Origin of the sequence: Bdellovibrio sp. HCB274, from assembly GCF_047306075.1 — a bacterium.
GTDB lineage: Bacteria > Bdellovibrionota > Bdellovibrionia > Bdellovibrionales > Bdellovibrionaceae > Bdellovibrio.
Window position 1 is genome coordinate 1835777 of record NZ_CP178623.1, and the last position, 18984, is coordinate 1854760.

Annotated in this window: 22 protein-coding genes; 14 read left to right on the forward strand and 8 right to left on the reverse strand. The window is 44.1% G+C overall.

What is annotated here, in order from left to right:
- Positions 1–36: 36 nt before the first annotated feature.
- The 11 genes from ACLWNV_RS08970 to ACLWNV_RS09020 all read left to right on the forward strand — a co-directional run bounded on the left by ACLWNV_RS08970 (position 37) and on the right by ACLWNV_RS09020 (position 10242).
- The gene (locus ACLWNV_RS08970; RefSeq protein WP_413587588.1) at positions 37–894 is read left to right on the forward strand and encodes an alpha/beta hydrolase-fold protein; all 858 of its coding nucleotides are present in this window, start codon (positions 37–39) and stop codon (positions 892–894) included.
- Positions 891–1208, forward strand: a complete 318-nt coding sequence (locus ACLWNV_RS08975) for a KH domain-containing protein (RefSeq protein ID WP_413587589.1) — start codon at positions 891–893, stop codon at positions 1206–1208. Before ACLWNV_RS08970 ends, ACLWNV_RS08975 begins: the two co-directional genes overlap by 4 nt.
- An 8-nt stretch (positions 1209–1216) precedes the next feature.
- Positions 1217–2158, forward strand: coding sequence for a hypothetical protein (locus ACLWNV_RS08980; RefSeq protein WP_413587590.1), 942 nt, complete (start codon positions 1217–1219; stop codon positions 2156–2158).
- A gap of 12 nt (positions 2159–2170) precedes the next feature.
- Positions 2171–2542 (forward strand): methylglyoxal synthase, encoded by a 372-nt coding sequence (locus ACLWNV_RS08985; RefSeq protein ID WP_413587591.1) that lies wholly within the window; start codon positions 2171–2173, stop codon positions 2540–2542.
- Between the two features lie 17 nt (positions 2543–2559).
- The gene (locus tag ACLWNV_RS08990; RefSeq protein ID WP_413587592.1) at positions 2560–3324 is read left to right on the forward strand and encodes a tetratricopeptide repeat protein; all 765 of its coding nucleotides are present in this window, start codon (positions 2560–2562) and stop codon (positions 3322–3324) included.
- A gap of 14 nt (positions 3325–3338) precedes the next feature.
- The gene (locus ACLWNV_RS08995; RefSeq protein WP_413587593.1) at positions 3339–3533 is read left to right on the forward strand and encodes a hypothetical protein; all 195 of its coding nucleotides are present in this window, start codon (positions 3339–3341) and stop codon (positions 3531–3533) included.
- Positions 3534–3716: 183 nt separating this feature from the next.
- Positions 3717–4538 (forward strand): TIGR02147 family protein, encoded by an 822-nt coding sequence (locus ACLWNV_RS09000; protein WP_413587594.1) that lies wholly within the window; start codon positions 3717–3719, stop codon positions 4536–4538.
- The gene (locus tag ACLWNV_RS09005) at positions 4535–5533 is read left to right on the forward strand and encodes a hypothetical protein (RefSeq protein WP_413587595.1); all 999 of its coding nucleotides are present in this window, start codon (positions 4535–4537) and stop codon (positions 5531–5533) included. The genes ACLWNV_RS09000 and ACLWNV_RS09005 overlap by 4 nt, the downstream gene beginning before the upstream one ends.
- Positions 5534–5809: 276 nt before the next feature.
- On the forward strand, positions 5810–6598 hold the full coding sequence (locus tag ACLWNV_RS09010; RefSeq protein ID WP_413587596.1) for an NADAR family protein: 789 nt from the start codon (positions 5810–5812) through the stop codon (positions 6596–6598).
- A 2-nt stretch (positions 6599–6600) separates the two neighbouring features.
- Positions 6601–7782: an aminotransferase class V-fold PLP-dependent enzyme gene (locus ACLWNV_RS09015; protein ID WP_413587597.1), complete on the forward strand. Its 1182-nt coding sequence runs from the start codon at positions 6601–6603 to the stop codon at positions 7780–7782.
- Positions 7783–7929: 147 nt separating this feature from the next.
- Positions 7930–10242 (forward strand): Fic family protein, encoded by a 2313-nt coding sequence (locus tag ACLWNV_RS09020; protein ID WP_413587598.1) that lies wholly within the window; start codon positions 7930–7932, stop codon positions 10240–10242.
- Here ACLWNV_RS09020 and ACLWNV_RS09025 read toward each other — a convergent pair.
- The 4 genes from ACLWNV_RS09025 to ACLWNV_RS09040 all read right to left on the reverse strand — a co-directional run bounded on the left by ACLWNV_RS09025 (position 10220) and on the right by ACLWNV_RS09040 (position 13861).
- Positions 10220–10597 (reverse strand): hypothetical protein, encoded by a 378-nt coding sequence (locus ACLWNV_RS09025; RefSeq protein WP_413587599.1) that lies wholly within the window; start codon positions 10595–10597, stop codon positions 10220–10222. The genes ACLWNV_RS09020 and ACLWNV_RS09025 overlap by 23 nt on opposite strands.
- A 26-nt stretch (positions 10598–10623) precedes the next feature.
- Positions 10624–11781, reverse strand: a complete 1158-nt coding sequence (locus tag ACLWNV_RS09030) for a PQQ-binding-like beta-propeller repeat protein (protein ID WP_413587600.1) — start codon at positions 11779–11781, stop codon at positions 10624–10626.
- A 15-nt stretch (positions 11782–11796) separates the two neighbouring features.
- Complete coding sequence (locus ACLWNV_RS09035; RefSeq protein ID WP_413587601.1) at positions 11797–12603, reverse strand: tetratricopeptide repeat protein; 807 nt, start codon at positions 12601–12603, stop codon at positions 11797–11799.
- 142 nt (positions 12604–12745) lie between these two features.
- The gene (locus ACLWNV_RS09040) at positions 12746–13861 is read right to left on the reverse strand and encodes a Glu/Leu/Phe/Val family dehydrogenase (protein WP_413587602.1); all 1116 of its coding nucleotides are present in this window, start codon (positions 13859–13861) and stop codon (positions 12746–12748) included.
- 353 nt (positions 13862–14214) lie between these two features.
- On the opposite strand from ACLWNV_RS09040, the gene ACLWNV_RS09045 reads away from it, so the two are divergent.
- Both ACLWNV_RS09045 and ACLWNV_RS09050 read left to right on the forward strand, forming a co-directional pair.
- Positions 14215–14505 (forward strand): BrnT family toxin, encoded by a 291-nt coding sequence (locus ACLWNV_RS09045; RefSeq protein WP_413587603.1) that lies wholly within the window; start codon positions 14215–14217, stop codon positions 14503–14505.
- Positions 14492–14746: a CopG family antitoxin gene (locus ACLWNV_RS09050; protein ID WP_413587604.1), complete on the forward strand. Its 255-nt coding sequence runs from the start codon at positions 14492–14494 to the stop codon at positions 14744–14746. Before ACLWNV_RS09045 ends, ACLWNV_RS09050 begins: the two co-directional genes overlap by 14 nt.
- A 155-nt stretch (positions 14747–14901) precedes the next feature.
- On the opposite strand, the gene ACLWNV_RS09055 is transcribed toward ACLWNV_RS09050, so the two are convergent.
- Genes ACLWNV_RS09055 through ACLWNV_RS09065 form a run of 3 tightly spaced genes read right to left on the reverse strand, consistent with a single transcriptional unit; the run spans position 14902 to position 17204 of the window.
- Positions 14902–15057 (reverse strand): hypothetical protein, encoded by a 156-nt coding sequence (locus ACLWNV_RS09055; RefSeq protein WP_413587605.1) that lies wholly within the window; start codon positions 15055–15057, stop codon positions 14902–14904.
- Between the two features lie 12 nt (positions 15058–15069).
- Positions 15070–16815, reverse strand: coding sequence for an arginine--tRNA ligase (argS, locus tag ACLWNV_RS09060; RefSeq protein WP_413587606.1), 1746 nt, complete (start codon positions 16813–16815; stop codon positions 15070–15072).
- The gene (locus ACLWNV_RS09065; RefSeq protein WP_413587607.1) at positions 16812–17204 is read right to left on the reverse strand and encodes a hypothetical protein; all 393 of its coding nucleotides are present in this window, start codon (positions 17202–17204) and stop codon (positions 16812–16814) included. Before ACLWNV_RS09065 ends, argS begins: the two co-directional genes overlap by 4 nt.
- A gap of 601 nt (positions 17205–17805) precedes the next feature.
- Here ACLWNV_RS09065 and ACLWNV_RS09070 point away from each other — a divergent pair.
- Positions 17806–18351, forward strand: coding sequence for a tyrosine-type recombinase/integrase (locus ACLWNV_RS09070; protein WP_413587608.1), 546 nt, complete (start codon positions 17806–17808; stop codon positions 18349–18351).
- Between the two features lie 121 nt (positions 18352–18472).
- Here the strand turns inward: ACLWNV_RS09070 and ACLWNV_RS09075 are convergent, their stop codons facing one another.
- Complete coding sequence (locus ACLWNV_RS09075; RefSeq protein WP_413587609.1) at positions 18473–18805, reverse strand: hypothetical protein; 333 nt, start codon at positions 18803–18805, stop codon at positions 18473–18475.
- Positions 18806–18984: the final 179 nt, after the last annotated feature.

Below are 18984 nucleotides of genomic sequence, written 5' to 3' on the forward strand. Positions count from 1 at the left end.
TTCTCCTAGAGGAGCCTATCCGAAATGGAGGCTTCAGTGAGAATTTTTGCGCTGTTAGCGGCGTTGATTTCATTGTTTTATCTGGAGACATCCTTAGCGGGTGTATTTGATTTCCATTGCTCCTCCAAATCTTTTAATAATACGAACGTAAAATACTGCATTAATGATGTGAACCGCACCGTTAACGAAGACGTCGTTTATTTCTTCCATGGAATTTCCGCTTCGGAAAAGTCCTGGTTCAAGAAAAACGACACGCGATCCATTGCCAAAGAATGGGTTCGTAACGGCTACGAACCCACAGTTATTACGATTTCCCTTGGACCGGTTTGGATGCTGGTCGAAAATCAAAAACATCAATATCTTTCGTTGTTTCGCGATCAGATCTTACCCTATTTAGAGGATCAAATCGGGGGACTTCGTCAGGGGCGTCGATTGATTATTGGTCAATCCATGGGGGGATTTAATGCCGCCCAGGCAAGCTTCAAGATACCCGGACTTTTTGAGCGCGTGGTCTTACTGTGCCCGGCAATCACTGTGGTAGGACCTTATTCAACACCACAGGAAATCAGCGACTATAAACGTCGCACCCGTGCTGAGGGATTGCTGGTGGACTCTTTAGTGGGCATTTCCAAGCGGTACATCATCGATCTTCGGGACTGGGATGAACATAATGTTTTAAATTTGCCAGCGCGCTATCCAATGGGATTTTTGAAACCCCTCTATTATGTTTCAACCGGTCGGGGAGACAACTTCGGTTTTCAAGAGGGTTCTGAGCTTTTTGCAAATGCAGCTAATAAAACAGGCTTCCAGGCACAGTCGGTTCCGGTCTTTGGGTATCACTGTAGTTTTAATCTAAAGGGAGTATCCAATTTCATCAGAGGAGTTTCACAATGAATGATTTTGAACCATACAAGGGGTTTAAAGACGAAAATCGCATCAAAGGTGATGACGTCAACGCAGATGAATACCGCGAAGAGATTCGCACGTTGATTGAAAAGATGGTTCGATTTTTGGTGGATCAACCCGAAACAGTGACGGTCACAACATACGTGGGCCCTAAAACAACAGTATATCGCGTGAATTGTGCCAAGGACAACTTAGGTCAGGTGATTGGTGCTCAGGGGAAAACCATCATGGGTCTTCGTGCGGTAGTTCATGCAATGACAGCGCGAAATGGAATTCGCTCTATAGTGGAGATTCCGGTTTAGGCGGAGTAATGACAAAAAATTCCTTGTTCCTTTTAGTCGTCCTGTTTGTGGTCGGATTTGGTATCTGGTTTACCAAATTCGGTCAGGAGCTAAAACGAACTCAGGATTTAGTGACAGAATCCAACGATGACACTCAAAGACTCTTAAAGCGCCGAACTGCTGCAGTGCCTGAAGTCACTGCCTCTACACCGGCAAATTCCCTGCAAAAAGATCAGCTGCAACAGGAAGTCCAGGGTCTTTCCAATCAGCTTTTGCAGGAAAACCAAAAGCTCGACACACAAAAACAGTATCTGGATCAGTTGCGGGAGCGAAACAATCCCGATCGGTTGGAATTCAATTACAATAACCAGGTCAGTCAGGCCCACGAGGAAATTCAGTATCTGACTGACACCTTAAATAATGAACAATTCAGCGAGTCCCGATTGCAACAGGAAGTCCAGCGTCTGCAAAGCGAACAGGATGTGTCTTTGCGTTTTTATAACGAGCAGATGGATCAAAATATTCTGCAGCAAGAGGCAGTCGTTCGCAAAGCTCAGCAGGATTTGCAGGAATGGGAATTGAACTATAATGATCTGACCTTGCGCGAACAGCGGGTTCAGGAACTAAGAGCCCAATTGGTAGAGCAAACCCAACTGCTTCAGGATATGAAACTTCAAAAACTCCAACTGGCAGCCCAGTCCTTGGAGCGGACTCAACAAATTCAGGAACAGGCCCGCGACGTGGCCAGCCAAAACACAGCGGCACGAAGCGAGATCCAGGAGGAAATCGCCTCTTTGCGGGATGAGATTCAAAGGCTGGAGTACTCCTATCGCCAGACGCGGTTTACGCAGATGTCAGCCCAAGCTCAGATTCAGCAGGCAGAAAGAAATTTACAAGGTCAAGAGGACGTGATTCGATCTATTCGTGAGCTGTTGCAGGAAAAGCAAACTCAACTCAATCAGCTCCAGTAAGGTTTAGTCATCATGAAGAAAAAGCATCTTGCCCTGATTGCCCACGACGGTAAAAAAGCTCTTATGGTTTCTTTTGTACGGGACCATATTGAAGAGTTTAAAAAATACAAGATCTCCGCCACGGGAAACACCGGGCGACTGTTGCAGGCGGCGGGACTTAAGGTCACTCGTAAGTTATCAGGCCCCCTGGGTGGAGATGCACAAATCGCTTCTGAAGTGGCCACTAAAAAGTGTCACGGTGTGATTTTCTTCAGGGATCCATTGGGTATGCATCCCCATGATCCGGATATCTCGATGCTGATGAGACTGTGTGATGTGCACAACGTGCCCTTAGCGACAAATCCGGCATCAGCAGAATTACTTATACGGGGCTTAACGGAATAAAAAAGGAAGGAAGTATCATGGAAATTTTAAAGAACAAGAAGGCGCTCGCCCTGTTAGCGGTATTGGTTATCTTGATCGTGATTTTTGTGATCTTCTTCCCTAAAAAAACTGCGACGGATGTCGAGGTGGGCGGAGATGTCGGGGAGATGAAGCCTCCGGTGATTCCTGAAAACCTTTTATCGCGGGTGCAGTTACCCTCCGGCACTGATCAGGTGAAAATTTTAGATAATCCCAAGCCTGAAGTTCCGTCACTGGAATTAACAGCTATTAACTTTGAAAATCTTGTTCCCCGATGTTTCAAAGGGGAGCCATGTTTACTAAAAGACGATCCGATGAAAATGTATCAGGAGTTTAAAGCGGCTAGAAACACCAAGGCCATAGATCATCTGATATCATTTTTACGATCCCAATTAAGAAAGCCTGAGTTTCGAGACAGGTATAAAAATATCTTAATTGATATGATTGCCGATTTTTATCCCCCTGAAGAACAGCAGTTTCAAGAGGCGGCTTACTACAACTATCTGGGTGATCTAAATAAATCCCTAGAGCTGTATTTGGATCTGCAGGAAAAAGCGAAACATAATTCATCCTTGAAAAAAGCCCCGCTTTTAAACATTGCAAACACCTATTATGACCTGCGAAAATATGCTGAGGCGCAACCTTATTACGAACAAGCTTTGGCGGAATTAACTTCTGGAGCGGAAGTTCCACTGCCGGATCCAACGCCGTTCGTTGAAGAACGGATCGCTGAAATCAAGGCGCGCCTGTATCACTATCAATAACCAAGGAAAAGATCATGGATGAATCTGATTTCGAAGGTACCGAAGTTTTGGAGCAAGTCGCAGCCATCGGTAAACTGGATGATTTCTTTGAAGCCATTGATTCTGATGATTTTAGTCGGGCCGTCTCCCTAATGAAAAAGGCCCGTGTGGATTCTGAGACGATCGCCATCGTCGTCAAAAAGATGCAGGAAGCAGACGGCAAACACTGAGCGGTGACCTTCAGACACCAAAATCCCCAAAACTACAGAATCTATCCCGTTTTAAGTATATTTTATAAGCTTTTAAAGGGGAAATATCGACCCAGATACGGTTAAACTGATTTTAAAAGAAAACGGTTACCACTGGGCACCACTGAAGTGGATATTTGCCGCGAGCTCTACTATAAAGCTCCCATGATTTCTCCGTTAGAATACCAGGAATACCAGCCGTTTTTACGCGATCTTTTTGCCAGCAAAGTGGCCCATCGTAATATGAGTCTGCGCAGTTTTGCCAGAATCGCCGGCATCAGCCATTCTTATTTATCGCGCGTAATGAACTCGCAAAAGACTTTATCTATTGGTGCCGCCAGCAAAATCAGTCAGATCCTGGATATGTCACCAGAGGAAGAAGCTCATTTGATGCGCCTGGTGGCCAAGGATCAATTGCACGAAAGTTCACGCAGTGGTCAGCAACTTCGCGCACGCATTCTTAAAACTCAGCGCAGTTCAAAATCCGTGATCTCCCAGGACAGTTTTAAAGCAGTCGCTGAGTGGCATCACTTTGCTATTTTGGCTTTGTTGAATACAAAAGACTTTAAAGGAACAGCAAAATGGATCGGGGAGAGATTGGGAATTCCTCAGGAAGTTGCCAAGGATTCCTTTGCCCGTCTGGTAAAAATGGGATTTATCGTAAAAGAAAACGGCAGATACGTGGTGATGAATAACGGAGACATCCAGACTCCGCACGATGTGCCTTCCCAGGCTGTGCGCGAGAATCATCGTCAGCACCTGCATTTGGCAGGTATGGCATTGGGTGCTCAGCCGACAGAACAAATTGAATTTCAAAATGCTTCCATACCGATATTAAAATCAGATATTCCAAAAGCAAAAAAACGTCTGCGTCTTTTTATGGACCAATTCATTCGCGATCTTGAAAAAAATCCGGGTGAAGAGGTTTATCAGATCAACCTGCAGTTTTACGCACTTTCTCAAAATCCTAAAAAGGATACTCTATGAAAACTTTCTTGTTTTTGATCATCAGTATTTTAGCAGGAACAGCATTCGCAGCACCACGTGTGAACAACGGTGGCGGCGGCTGGGCTTGTAGAAACAAGGATTCCGGTCAGGTGGTTTGGATCAAAGCGGCCGACTTAACCAAGGTTGAATTTTACAGTCCAGGAAAACTGGCTGAAAAAGACGGGGATGTTTGGGGTCTTTTGCGTGAACAACACGATTTAATCGATAGAACTTTGCCCTCATTAGCGAAGATTTTAAAAGACAATCCATTGGATATTTCCAAAAAACTTCGCGCAGCTCCAGATGCCTTAAGTTATATCCCTGATGCGGAACTTCGTTATAAACCACCTGTGACAAGCTGCCCAGGGGGCGTGGTTTCCTTTGTGCAATTGGCAGACGCGACCTTGGATGGTGAAATCATTTATTCAAAACGTGTTTGGGATTTGCCGGTTTTTTCCAATTATCAAAAAGCGGCAATTCTTTTGCATGAAGAAATCTATTTTGCCCTTCGCAAAGTGTTCGGCGACGGCAGCTCATACCGCACACGCCAGATCATCGGTTTGATGTACTCGGGACTGTCTGATTTCGAATTGAACCGTCAGGTTGAAGAAGTTTTAAATGATAAAGCCCGCGTGCAAAAAGGGATTTTCGGTTTTGCAAACGGACCTGCTTTATTTAACGTTCAGGTGACTTGTACATTAAATATCAATGATGGCGAATACACCTATAGCTGGACTCCAGATCTGGATGTCCCTAAATTCTACATGGTGATTCACGGGTTTAAATTCTTCGTGGATATCAACCCCGTGGATGGCAGCCCCAAGCGTTTGCAAATCAAAGAGATGACCAGCAAATTCAGTGCGATTTCTGAAATCACCGAAACCGTGCCGATGTTTAACTCGATGAAACGCGCTCAGCTCTTATTAAGAGGCGAAACATCCAAAGCTCGATTGAGCTGTGAATCAAACAGCCAACTGGATTTCGATCCTTTATAAAGGCCTTAAAAATCTAATATTAGGCGGTCAAAAGGGTCATGGAAGAGGCCCATAAATACTTCTGATAAGTTATATTATGTAACATACAATTATAGTGTGTATTTGCTTTGGGGCTTATTTAGGCGTTTAAATGTTCTATATTTGATTTGGATATAAGCTGGGTTTCGTTGTCCCGCTTCATCTATTGTTTCAGGTTTGTCTTCTGAATCAAGGCTCTGTTAGGCTTCTCCAAGTTTCTGGACCCCTTATTTCAAGGTCTTTTACGACGGAGTTTGCATGTTTAAGGCTGCTTTATCCCTGATTTTGGCTCTTTTTGCCGGGTTTATCCTGGCTTCATGCACACCTTCAAAAGATGCATCTAAAACCCCTGAAAATACCCCGATTAAAGAGTCTCAAAAGCCTGATAATTCATGGCAAAACGGCTATCCATCACATTGGTGGAAACCAGTTCCGCGCGAACAGGCAAAAAACTGGGAAATATTGCCTCAAGATGCTGGGTTTATGGAGGTCGTTTTAAGCAAACGAAATGAACTGGGCATTTTATCGAATTTCGCCGAAGCTTCCTTTGTATTCCATGGGGTTTGTTATCCGACCGTAGAAGCGTTCTGGCAGATGATGAAATATCCTGAGACCGAAAATGATCCACGCTGGGCTTGGGCTAAAAATTGGAAATATACGCGCCAACAAGTGTCTCAATTCAATGGATATGCCGCAAAATCTGCAGGTAATTACGCGAATTTCCTAATGGATAAGAACGATGCAAACTGGGTGACCTTTGAAGGCAAAGTTATTCCATTTGCAACCAAGGAACCCCAGGAACATTATCAATTGATCTGGAATGCGTTGCTGGAAAAAATCCGTCAGAATCCAGAAGTTTTAAAAACTTTGATCGCTACCAAAGATCTAAAATTGATCCCAGACCATGGTATATCCGACAAAGCACCTCGTGAATGGCACTATAATTTGCTGTGGATGGATATTCGTAAACTCATTCAAGATAATCAGCTAAGCCTTGAAACTCAGGAAGATCTTTCTTTGAAAACCTGCAAAGGTTTAAATAAGTAATTATGTTTCATAATTTTGCAGGTGAGTTTGAGAAATACAAAGACACCCGCTTTATTAATTTAAACAACGGCACCTTGGGACTATGTCCTTCAAGCGTTATTGATCTTCAAAAGGCCGAGCTGGAAAGTTTCGAATTGAACACCTCTTTGGGGTTGGGGAATTCCTGGCAACGTTTATGGGGCATTCAAGAGCGTTTGGCGAAGTTCTTAAATACCAACGCTTCAGATCTGTTTTTGCGTCCCAATGTCACTTTGGCTTTAAATGAAATAGTCATGGGGCTTAGTCTCCCCGCCGGATCTGAAATTCTAACGACCACCTTTGAGTATGGAGCGGTCGTTAATATCCTTAAGTTTAAAGCCCAAAAAGGCAGTCTTTCCTTAAGGTTTATTCAGCCGGATTTTCTGTATCAGGATATCTCTGCAAATGCGGCTGTTGATCTGTTAATGCAAAACGTTTCAGATAAAACCAGGGTCTTAGCAATCAGCCATATCTTTACCGGGAATGGAATCGAGATTCCCCTGAAAGAATTGGCAGCAGCTTGCCGCAAGAAAAGCATTCTTTTGGTTGTTGATGGTGCCCACGCACCTGGAATCAGAGATCTTGATTTTGATTCTGATTTTAAAGAGGTCGATTACTATGCCGGTAACTTACATAAATGGTTTATGGGCCCGAAAGGCACAGCATTTGGCTGGGTAAATCCCATTCATCAAAGTAAAACCGGTCCTTGTTATGGCTCCTGGACAACGGATGCAAACACACCGCCAGTGATGCAGGCTTTTTCGCAGACTCCGTTTTCTGAGCGCATGCTTTGGTCTCATTCGCAGAGTTTTTCCTCTTACTATGGCTTAGAGGCTTGTTTTGATTTCTGGGATCACCATGGGAAAAACGTGATTTTTAAAGAGATCGAACTGCGTATGAAATACCTTGAAGAAGGTTTGCGTGCGAAAGGCCTTACGCCCTTGAAATCTGCAGATTCAGAAGTTCCTGCCAGACTTCTATGCTACAAGCTGGATGATTTTAAGAGCATTGAATTTGATGGACTCTATATTAAGAACGCAAAATCCCTGGTTCAAGTAGGTCTTCCCAAAGTTCCTGGAGTTCCTGTTTTACGATTGACCCCGCATATTCATAATACTCAAACGGAACTGGATACCGCGATCCAAGTACTGTCCGCCCTTGTTTAAGGCTTGTACGCCTGACGACGCAAATTGCCTCTTTCTCAAAATGAGACGGGGAGTTGTTCTACTCTCCCCGCCCAGGTCTTTTATAGTGCTCAATACCTAGCACAGGGCTTGCTTTTAGATTCCATAAGAACAAGAGGAGTCTATTTTATGCCTATGCATAGACTGTTTAATTTTATCCTGTCACTGGTCCTGGCAATCAGCTTCATGAGCCCGGCGCAAGCTGCTTTGATGTGTGAACAGGTATTTACCGACCATCTGGTTAAAGCTCGTGGCACGAATTTCGGTTTGCGCTCTGAGACCAATAAGGTGGAAACTCCTCGCGAACTTTTGGAGTTTAAAGCTACAAAAGAAAAACTATGGGCCACACTTAAAAAGATACCAGCTGAGCGCAGGGCTCAAGTTGAACATCTTTTAGCGGCTGTTGAGTTTTTTGATTACACCCATACTGCCAAAAAGATTTTGCCAAACTTCCTTGAGGGCAAGAACGATGTTTTGGATTTTTCAAAACTATACGATCGTTCCGAAATGGTTGAGGCTGCTCCTTATAAGGGCTTCATCAATGCTCGCGACAACTACTTAAGAAAAGAAAAACCACCAATTACGGCCGATCTTTTGCCAGAAATTCATAAACGCATTATGGAAAATGGCGTTGAAGGCATTGGCCCAGCACAGTTAGGTGTATGGCGCAACGGTCACTGGATGGGTAACGTTGCCGGCGAATTTAAAATGATTCCGGCGGAAGTAAAAGTCGTCGAATTGAATAAATATCTGGCATTCCAGCAAGACGGCCGCGAAATGCGCGACCTTAATATCGGTCTTTGGGAAAAAATCAAAATCTGGGGCGAACAGCGTGACATGACAATCGGTGGTGGCACGATCACTTTGATCAGTGGTCGCATACACTATCCTTTCGTGACGACACCAAGACAGGAAACAGTAGACCTGATCAAAGATTCTCACCCAGAATTGTATGTAAAAATTCAGGAATATCGTAAAGAAAAAGGAACGTCCTATTTTGGTCAGGCCACTCCAGAATTGGAACAGGCTTTCACCAAAGCACTGGTTGAAAACCGCTTTGCAAAATTCAATGCAGAACGCGCCTCATTGGGCGAAATTAAAATCGGCGTAAACGAACAACAATACATCGATATCGTTGCGGACTTCCAGCGTGACCTGGTGGCGATTCACCCGGTTCTGAATGGTAATGGCCGTACGACTCGCCTATTCATGAACTATCTTTTGACTAAAGAAGGTTTGCCACCGGTTCGCCTGGTGGATCCTTTCCTGGATGTGCAGGTTTCTCAAAAAGACTGGCGCGAATACGTCCACAAAGGTGTTGTTAACAACGCAAAACTGCAAACTGATATCCTATACCGCCTGCAAAACGGTATGACGATCGAACACTCTCCAGAGTTGTTGTACCCGGGTTTGCCGGAGATGGTTAGCATCTCCTTGAAGCAACAAGGTAAGACCAAAGAAGTTAAAAACTATGCGCAAGCAAAGGTGGACAGCGAACAGTTCAATGCTTTCCTAAAAACACTGGTTCAGGCTCACCCTGAACTAAAACAAGAAATTCTGAATGATCGCCTGCGTACGATGTCGCGTATTGCTGACATGTTTGTGGAATACTATCGCTCTAAAACAATCCGCTATATCCATGACAAAGATGGTGAACGCCAAATCGGCTTGCGCCTGGTAGATCCAGACTTTATTGAGGGCTTTGGTAAAAATAAATCCGGTTCGAAGTTCATGTGGGATGCTAAAATCAGCCGCTGGTACGACAAGGATCTACTGGTATGGCGCGGTCTTTCTGACAGACGTCGCGAGCCGACTCGTCAGGACCTTTTGGAATACTTCAGAACCCCGACTTCGCACTTGGTATCAAACAGTGTTCTTAGAGCTATTCACGCCGGCAAACCACTGGTTGAAGCGATCAAGAGCGACTTTGATTTGTACAATAAGGAAGCTATTAATGGTGATATGGTTGAAATGGCCATTGACCACCACAGAAGCGGTCCTAAATATGGAAACTCTTATGGTTACTCGACTTCAAAACGTGAAGTTGTAGGTAAAGCCTTCGCCATGGGCGCCATGGTGGTGGGTAAATACGGTGATCACATGGATCCCGCTCTTCAGGAGAAGCTAAAAGGCCGTGTTAACGTAGCCTCTTACCGCGCACTTAAGGATGTGGATTTGGGTCGCTTAAAAGCCTTTGATCCGAACTTCTCATACACTTACGGCCGTCAGGCTGAAGTTATGGGTATTGGTGGAACTGATCCAGACGCAGTGATGTTGGTTCAAAGATTGGATGCAAAGGGTAACGTGATCGAAACCCTTTTAAGAAATACTGACAAGCCATTTGAAGTGATGGTTATCGAAGGTCGCTATGTGCCGGGCGAAGGTCCTCTTCCAAAAGAGAAGATCAAAGAGCGCCTGACTATTCAGCAACCCACTCTTTAAATCCGGCTTTCTGGGCAGCTGCCAGGTCCTTACGATCAATTTCGTAGACATTGCAGTTGCCAGTCGGACTGCCGCAAACTTGAATTCGCATCATTCCGTCATTTTGATTTTTGCTGGAAAAGACCTGGATAGTCCCCAGGTCTTTTTGCATTTCAGCGATGGCAATTTTCTTGCCCTGACCGCATTGCAAAGAGCCATCTGGTTTGAATACTTTCACACGGTCTGTTGAATTACTCGTTGCCACAGCAGCTCCTGGTTCAGATTGAGAGGCTTTTCTTTTCTCCCCACGGCAGTCACCATGAGAACAAGCTGCCAAAATAAGTACTGGAATCAATGCCGTAAATAATTTCTTCATCGCGTGTTCTCCCCGACTAATATCCGTTAGTAATTACTGCGAACCCATTGTGCATCAATGGCGTAAAGATTGGCTTCCCCAGAGATAAAATACACACGGTTAGCACCTTCATCGACTTGCGGAGAAGACAAAATACCGCGGCCTGGCTCCATAGAACCCAAAGGCTGGCCAGATCCTGCATCCAGGAATTGCAAATGCCCCTGGGATTCACCGAACGTCAGAATGCCTTTAAAAAGTTTTACCTGTGTTGCAATTCCATCTTTAACTTTAAAACTCCAAACGGTCTGACCCGTCGTTTTATTCAAAGCCAAAACTTCGCCAGCCGTCGTTGGATAATAGATTTTATCCGCAGCCACTGTCACAGAGCTATAACCGCCCTGATCTACGCGCCAAAGAATCTCTCCCTTCGCAGCGGAGACGGCATAAAGCTTGTCATCGTAACCTGCGATGTAGATTTGATCTCCATCCAGGATTGGACTTGCATCGATATCGCGGAAACGCTTGTTGCGATTTAACTGAAGCTCCCAGGCAACGCTGCCGGTTTTCGCGTTAAACGCCACCAAGGATCCGTCAGAGAATCCAATATACAAGGTCCCATTACGGATTGCAGGCTTACTGCCACCGCGGATCGAGAAGACAGACGTGTCCTGACGGGAGTACAACCAAACCTGACGGCCCGTCGCTGCATCTAAAGCATAAAGCACATTGTTTCCAGCCAGGAAATACACCACGCCATCGTCAAGCAATGGTTCAGACAGGTTTTCTGATTTCGTTGGGAAAGTCCACTGCACGCGGCCTGTGGAGGCCTCGATAGAATAGAAGTTCCCATCGCTCGCCCCAATAAACAGGCGGTCGCGAATCATGGTAGCGCTAGGCTCAGCCCCGTTTTTTATTGGCAATTTCCATTTCAACTGTCCGTCGGCGCGGCTGTAAGCTGAAATAGAGTCCATACCATTACTTTGAATGACCAGGTCACCCACAAGTAGCGGCGTCATGCGGTTGATTTTTCTAAAACCCAGATTTTCTTTATAAGTAGTCTGGCGAACCCAGGCCGTTTTCACTTCAAAGGTTCTTTTGCTGTTATTAAGAGCGCGCCACTGGTCCACAGTCTTATCGACTGATTGATCCACTGTCGTACAACCCATCATAATTAGAGCCACAGCCCCCAGATACAAAAACTTCATTTTGATCCTTGAATCCTAAAGATTCTTTTTTGCCTTTAAAAGGCGAAGGTATTTAGCTGCTTCACGAGTTGAAGCTGAATCCGCTGTTGGCGAATCCACGTTTTTTGCCACTTCTGAGTACAGCTGCTCTGCTTTTGCAGAATCATTCAAAGATTCATAGCAAAGACCCTGGCGCAATTTCGCCTCGTCATGGGCATAAGAGAATGATTTAGAGGAAACGATCATGTCCCATTTCGCAACTGCACCTTTGCAATCACCTTTATCAGCAAGCACGTTACCCATTTGCATCCACACCAGACCAGAAGTCAGATCAGATTTATTCAAACCAGCCTCAACCTTGCTTAAAGATGCCAAAGCCTGATCGTACATTTTGTAAGACAGGTAGATGTCGCTAAGGTTCAAAGCTGCCATTTGGCCGGCAGTTGTTTTCGGGGAGTCATTCAAAAGTGCTTCAAAGCCTGTGATCACAGTGCCGTAGTCTTTTTGCACGTCACCGGATGGCTTTTTGCTTGGATCCACAACCGGAGCGTTCTTTTTGTCTTTAGCCGCTGCTGCAGTTACTTCCGCACGCAAAGCCTCATCAAAGCCACGTTTTTTCTCGGTATAAGCTTTTTCCAAAGAGAAATACTTAGCCTGCGATTCAGTTTGTTTTTTGGACGAGAAATAATTCATCAAAGACCAGCCGCCACCAACAACGATGAACGCAAAGATCGCTGTAACAACGATTTTGGAGTGAGTGGTAGTCCATACAAAACCTTCTCTTAAGGTTTTTGTGACTTGGTCTGGATTCTTCAAATCTTCTTTAGAAAACTTCGTGCTCAAGATAATTCCTCGCTGTTAATAAATACTTAGACGAAATAATTGTTAAACCCCGACCTTCGAGAGTCAAGCTCCCGCGGCGCATAAAAAAGCCTGTTACGTTCAAGTAACAGGCTTTTTATAGTTTATCTGGAATCAGACGGGATTATCGGTTGTAAACTTCTTTAAGCGTCGTGAAAGAACGAGAAGATTTACCTGGGTGACGTTGCTTCAAGCGACCAATTGTATTGATACGCTCTTCAGCCATACGGTCAGCAGCAGTGTGCGTACCGATATTGTCACGTTTTGCAATTTCGTACACTTTCAAGATGTTATCGTACACGCGTTTCGTTTTCTCGAAAGCGCGCTCTGGAGAGTAGCCCTCAAGTTCAACGAATACGTTCATCAAACCACCGGCGTTGATAACGTAATCTGGAGCGTACAGGACACCCAATTCTTTCAATTGGTCACCGTGACGTGCTTCAGCCAATACGTTGTTTGCGCCACCAGCGATAACTTTAGTTTTGAATTTAGTGATGGTTTGATCGTTAACAATCGCACCCAAGGCACATGGAGCCAGGATATCACACTCAGTGAAAAGGATTTCGTCAGAGCTTACTGCCTTAGCGCCGTAAGTTTCAGAAATTTTCTTTGTGCGAGCCATATCGATGTCAGCCACTGTGATTTCAGCGCCTTCTTCTTTAAGGTACTTAACCAGGTTTGAACCTACGTTACCAAGACCTTGAACTGCTACGCGCATGCCTTTCAAAGCATCTGTACCGAATTTTTCTTTTGCAGAAGCTTTGATACCCATCAATACACCATGTGCAGTGTATGGAGATGGATCGCCAGAACCACCGAAGTCTTTAGGGATACCAGTCACCCATGGAGTTTCCATGTAGATGTGTTCCATATCCTGAACAGAAGTACCCACGTCCTCAGCCGTGATGTATTTACCATTCAAAGAGTTCACGAATTGACCGAATGCACGGAACAATCCTTCAGATTTTTGAGTTTTAGCGTCACCGATGATAACAGCTTTACCGCCACCCAAGTTCAAACCGGATGCCGCAGCTTTATAAGTCATACCTTTAGAAAGACGTAGAACGTCAACCAACGCTTCATCTTCGTTTTTATAGTTCCACATACGAGTACCGCCCAAAGCAGGACCCAAAGATGTGTTATGAATTGCGATGATTGCTTTTAGACCAACAGCTGGATCGTTACAGAAAACGACTTGTTCATGGTCACCGTGCTTAGAGATAACTTCAAAAGTTCCCAAGGTAAATTCTCCTTCAAAAAATTAACGCCTTGGGATCATTGTTCCATTTGAGTAAAAAGACTAGCACTTATGCTCAGTGCTAGATGCACCGAGCTATGATCCAAAAGAATGCCCTTCAAGGCGGCAATATGTTTCCGAATATCGTCAGACAAAAACTACTGCATCTGACTTCATTATCCCCTCGTTTACGGAATACCTACTGCAATACAGATGCAATCGGAGGTCCCCATGGCAGGATCGAAGAAACTCAAAGCGTGCTTTACGGCACTTCTTATATATGAGGCCTCCATATCATACCGTAAATGCATCACTTTAATGTATTTACATTTTTGTATTTACAAGGTAAGATTTAGATGACAAAGATTCACGGTTTTGACTGGGATCAAGGAAATATTGGCAAAGTCCAAAAGCACGGATTAACCATAAAGGAAATCGAGATCTTCCTTGAAAGAAATCCCCTGCTTTACTCGGATATTAAAAACTCAACAAGTGAGACACGTTTCTTTGCTTTCGACCGGTTTGGAAACAAAATCTTATTCGTGGTTTTCACAATTCGAGCGATCGAGGGAGTGCTAAAGTTCAGGGTTATCTCGGCTCGATATGCTCATAAAAAAGAATGGGAGAAGTTCAATGGCAAAATCTAAAAAGAAAAAGTCAGACTCTGACCCACTTGAAAGAGACATGTCTTTTCTTCTGAAAGAAAAAGGAAAATGGGTTCGTTTAAATGAGCTCTTCCAACTTCAAAAGAAAAACAAAACTATTACATTGCGAGTTAGCGACGATTTACTTAATGAAGTAAAAAAAATCGCCAAAGACGATGATATTGATTACCAAAAACTTATAAGAAATATCCTGATTGAATACGTCTCCAAAAGAGCGTCCTGACAGCGTGCGAGATTTACACTCCGACTGAAGTTACAGCCAAGGAGGGTTGTTTCCTAATACATCTGTAGGCGACAAACCTAGCTCAACCACACGGCTCCATTCTTTTGACAAAAACTCCGCGGCGAAAAAATCCATAGATTTCATCTCCCCGGCTCTCATTCCAGTTTCGCAGGCAGAATCTTCTTCATCTGTTCATCTCGAATGCGAAGAAAAGCTTCACCAATCAAATGATCGGGCCACAGCGGCACTCCATCAAAATCAATCTGATGGAGCTGCTTTTGTATGTCTCGCGCTGTTAAGCGTGAACTCATCTAATAGATATCCTACATTTTATCAGGAGCTGGCATGCCTAAAACGGCCATACCTTGCTTCAAAGTTGCCCCAACGGCCGCACTCAATGCTAGACGTGCTTCGCGAGTGGCTTCGTCTTTTTCAGTACCGATTGGGCACTCGTGATAGAAAACGTTGAACTTCTTAGCCATGTCATACAAATAAGTACAAATTGCTGCTGGTTTAAAGTTTTCCGCGGCAGATGCAACGGCTGTATTGAAACCAGAAATGTGCTGCATCACCTGACGCTCTGAAGGATGTTGCAACAACCCCCAGTTAACACTTTGTCCAGAACGAGCAAACTTACGACCCAAACTCTGGATACGTGCATAAGAATATTGAATGAACGGTCCAGACTCCCCATCAAGTTTCAGCCATTCATTCATATCGAAAACGATTTTCTTATTCGTATCCATACGAAGCATACCGTAGAAGATGGCACCTTTCGCCACTTGTGCAGCGATCAACTTAATATCTTCCTTAGACCATTCGTTTTCATAACGAGACAAGTAGGTCGTTTTTACGTGTTCTTCCATGTTGCGAACAAGATCATTCAAAGGAACGATATTGCCCTTGCGTGAACTCATCGCGCCATCTGGAAGTTCCACATAGTTGTATTGAAGATGGAAGCAGTTCTTAGCTTGCTCAAAACCCAGCATCTCGAGAACGCGGAAGACTTGTTTAAAGTGCAAAGCCTGGCGCATATCCACGATATAAACTGATTTCTCAATTTGTACGTCCTGGAATTTATGACGAGCCAATAGCAAATCTTTAGTCGCGTAAAGTCCTGTGCCATCGGATTTCAAAAGCATACAGAAGCCCAATTTCTCAGCCTCTAGATTCTTACCAATCGCACCTTCGGATTTTTCAAGCTTTCCTTCAGCATAAAGCTCTTTAACCCATGCTGCAGATGGAGCGTCCATTTCAGACTCAAAATACCATTCGTCAAATGTTACATCTGCCCACTTATAGACAGACTTCATCAACTCGATAGACCACTCGCGTGTTTCTTTCCAAAGGTCATAATAAGGACCGCTTTCAGCTTCCAATTGCTTTAGGATTGCTGTCAGCTCCTGACGATTTAAATCTTCCTGGGGAGTTCCGTTTTGATCTTCCAAAAGCAAATTGGCTTTGGAATACATGCTGCCCAGCCATTCGCCTTTTCCAGTTGCAGGAACAGGCTCTTGGTTGTGCTTTTTCATGTACCAAAGACATTTCGCCACGTGAGTTCCCATATCGCCTGGGAAAGTCGCAGAAACGATTTCGCGACCCGCGTATCTCAACATACGAACGATAGAATCACCCAAGCACAAGTTACGCATGTGACCTACGTGAAGTTCTTTGTGCGTATTTGGTTGAGAATACTCGATCATTGTTTTCGGTGCTTTTTCAACAAGGGCTTTTTTAAAATGCTCGCCTGTTAAAATAGGATTCAAAACTTTTTCACCGAAAGCTTGCGGAGCAAAAGTCAGATTCAAATAAGGACCTGCGGCTTGAGCCTTAATAAGATTGGAATCAAGTTCTAGATTCGCAGCCAATTCGCCAGAAATTTGCGGAGGACCTTTTTTAAGGGATTTAGCCAAAATAAAACAGCCATAAGCCAAGTCACCCAATTCAGAATTCGGCGGCTCAACCAATGCTTTATAGATTTCGTCTGCAGACAAAGAATGACCCATCTTTTCAATCGCAGCGGCGATTTTTTCAGTGGCTAAAAGGCGGATTGAATCGTGTTTAATCATATAAATTTCCAAACTAAAAAGACGGCAGCCCAAACGAGCGACATAGAAAGAATGAATATACTGATTTTTCGGTGAAATTTAAGGTCTTTTTTAAGCTTTGCGACTTCTGCATTCAAAGCGTGTTTTTCAGCGGTAAAACCATCCAATTTACGCGATAAAACCGACATTTCTGCCTGTCTTTCGGCTTTTTCTGATTCCAATTCCTGCAAAGCCTTTTGATGAAGGACTTGAGGACTTTGATTCATGAAATATTGCGGCGTAAGGCCTGGGATTTTTTCGTTCAAAATCGAGTACCACTGAAGAGCGCGCCAAACATGCGGGGGAGCTTCATCGCCTTGCTTAGTCCATCGGGTCCAACTGCTTGGATCGACCATCAATAATTGACTCATTTTACGCTGTGAAAGCCTCAGACCCAAACGAATCGATTCCAAATCCCCCATCTGACGACGGAGAACTGAAACTTGGGCTTCATAATGCATCCTTAAAGATGTCTTTGAACGGGGAGCATCCTCCCCTGCCTCGATTTCAAATGAAGGATTCAAAGCACCCTCAATATACCCCTCGTTTGAAACGTCATTTTCGTGGGGGTCCAAGACCAGACCCTGGGTCTCCATATCCATTTAAAGCCTCACAGACTGTTGTTTTTCACAATATAAGTGTTGTTATACGCATTGAAATGCGTTGTGAAATACATGTATACTTTAAAAGGTCCCGATGAGGAGTCAAGCTAAGCCTTTGAAACCACAAAAGAATCCGTCCTGGGTACCCCTATAGACCCCTTTTTCAATTCAGACTATAGCTTATGGCTATAAGCTATAGTGCTATCTATATGTTTTTACTTGTTATTTTATACGGTTGTTTTTGAAGGAATCGCTTCGACGCGTCTAGTCTAGTAGCACTAAACAAATATTATTTACCTATCAACACTTTGAATACAATGCGTTATGAGATATCGATTGCCAGACCCTATTTAACTTTTAAAGATAAATCATGGCTCCGGCACCTAGGTATCAACTCAATAAAAACAAATATCTCCTCGAACCCGAGGTCGAACGTTTGCGAAAAATTCTCACGGATTTTGAACTCAAAGATCCACGCAATTGTTTGATGTTTTGGGTGGGTTTAAAGACCGGCGCGCGGGCCCAGGAAATCCTTAATATTCAAAGGTCAGATTTAAACCCCTACGATGAAAGCATCTTTATCCGGGGGCTTAAGAACTCAAATGACCGGGAAATCCCGATTCATTCAGCTATTTTTGAACGACTTCATCGGTTCGCCGAACAGCAGGCCAAAAATCAGACAGGAAACCTGGTTTTTCCGATCACCTATCCCCGACTTTATCAGATCTGGGAAATGTATCGCCCTGTCCCTAAGAAATTCCATTCTTTAAGGCATACTTTTGCGATCGAACTGTATCGAAAAACCAAGGATTTGCGCCTGGTGCAGGTCGCTTTGGGACACAGGAACATCGCAAATACGATGGTCTATGCGGACTACGTTTACTCCCAGCAAGAGCTTCGTAAGCTTATTCTTTAATCAAAAGACGATGATTAAACACCTTGGGCAGCTTGAAATAAAAAAAGCGCTGCTCGGGGGAAAGCAGCGCTTTAAGGAGTGTTTTGCACATTTAGGGGTTATTTAAGAATCTATAAATAGATTACTGGTCCATGTTGCGAATTTCGTTCGCAAGACGGTCGAATTGCATGTCTTTAGCTGCTGGCTCAGAAGCTGTTCTTTCCTTAGCAAAGCGCATGAATTCTTTGTTTGTTGGTGAATTATAAGAAGTGCCAGTAGCTTCAACGATGACGATCTTTTCTCTTGCGCCAGACTTAGCCACTTCGCGTGTATCCTGAAGATTATCACGAACGGCGTGGTGAAGTTCTTTTTGAGCTGCTGCATTTTCAGAAATCATAGAACCGAAATCTGCAACTTTAGCGAAAGAGGTCATTGGGATCAAAGTCATCATTGCGATCAAAACTTGCTTCTTCATAATTCACTCCTTGGTTATACCAACTACTAATGCATCCCTGGTGCCAGGCCGTGCCAACTTAATTTCGATCTGAGGAAGCCAAGTGACCTTTCGCGCGAAGCGGCTGTAAAGGAAATGAACATCCCCGCTTGCGTTGAGGGTCTTTTCAGCCTAAAGTCTCAATATTAGACAGGAATTTC

Coding starts and splice junctions, on each gene's coding strand:
- ACLWNV_RS08975 (WP_413587589.1), top strand. CDS start 891: ATGAATGATTTTGAACCATACAAGGGGTTTAAAGACGAAAATCGCATC.
- ACLWNV_RS08980 (WP_413587590.1), top strand. CDS start 1,217: ATGACAAAAAATTCCTTGTTCCTTTTAGTCGTCCTGTTTGTGGTCGGA.
- ACLWNV_RS08985 (WP_413587591.1), top strand. CDS start 2,171: ATGAAGAAAAAGCATCTTGCCCTGATTGCCCACGACGGTAAAAAAGCT.
- ACLWNV_RS08990 (WP_413587592.1), top strand. CDS start 2,560: ATGGAAATTTTAAAGAACAAGAAGGCGCTCGCCCTGTTAGCGGTATTG.
- ACLWNV_RS08995 (WP_413587593.1), top strand. CDS start 3,339: ATGGATGAATCTGATTTCGAAGGTACCGAAGTTTTGGAGCAAGTCGCA.
- ACLWNV_RS09000 (WP_413587594.1), top strand. CDS start 3,717: ATGATTTCTCCGTTAGAATACCAGGAATACCAGCCGTTTTTACGCGAT.
- ACLWNV_RS09005 (WP_413587595.1), top strand. CDS start 4,535: ATGAAAACTTTCTTGTTTTTGATCATCAGTATTTTAGCAGGAACAGCA.
- ACLWNV_RS09010 (WP_413587596.1), top strand. CDS start 5,810: ATGTTTAAGGCTGCTTTATCCCTGATTTTGGCTCTTTTTGCCGGGTTT.
- ACLWNV_RS09015 (WP_413587597.1), top strand. CDS start 6,601: ATGTTTCATAATTTTGCAGGTGAGTTTGAGAAATACAAAGACACCCGC.
- ACLWNV_RS09020 (WP_413587598.1), top strand. CDS start 7,930: ATGCCTATGCATAGACTGTTTAATTTTATCCTGTCACTGGTCCTGGCA.
- ACLWNV_RS09025 (WP_413587599.1), bottom strand. CDS start 10,597: ATGAAGAAATTATTTACGGCATTGATTCCAGTACTTATTTTGGCAGCT.
- ACLWNV_RS09030 (WP_413587600.1), bottom strand. CDS start 11,781: ATGAAGTTTTTGTATCTGGGGGCTGTGGCTCTAATTATGATGGGTTGT.
- ACLWNV_RS09045 (WP_413587603.1), top strand. CDS start 14,215: ATGACAAAGATTCACGGTTTTGACTGGGATCAAGGAAATATTGGCAAA.
- ACLWNV_RS09050 (WP_413587604.1), top strand. CDS start 14,492: ATGGCAAAATCTAAAAAGAAAAAGTCAGACTCTGACCCACTTGAAAGA.
- ACLWNV_RS09055 (WP_413587605.1), bottom strand. CDS start 15,057: ATGAGTTCACGCTTAACAGCGCGAGACATACAAAAGCAGCTCCATCAG.
- argS (WP_413587606.1), bottom strand. CDS start 16,815: ATGATTAAACACGATTCAATCCGCCTTTTAGCCACTGAAAAAATCGCC.
- ACLWNV_RS09065 (WP_413587607.1), bottom strand. CDS start 17,204: ATGAGTCAATTATTGATGGTCGATCCAAGCAGTTGGACCCGATGGACT.
- ACLWNV_RS09070 (WP_413587608.1), top strand. CDS start 17,806: ATGGCTCCGGCACCTAGGTATCAACTCAATAAAAACAAATATCTCCTC.
- ACLWNV_RS09075 (WP_413587609.1), bottom strand. CDS start 18,805: ATGAAGAAGCAAGTTTTGATCGCAATGATGACTTTGATCCCAATGACC.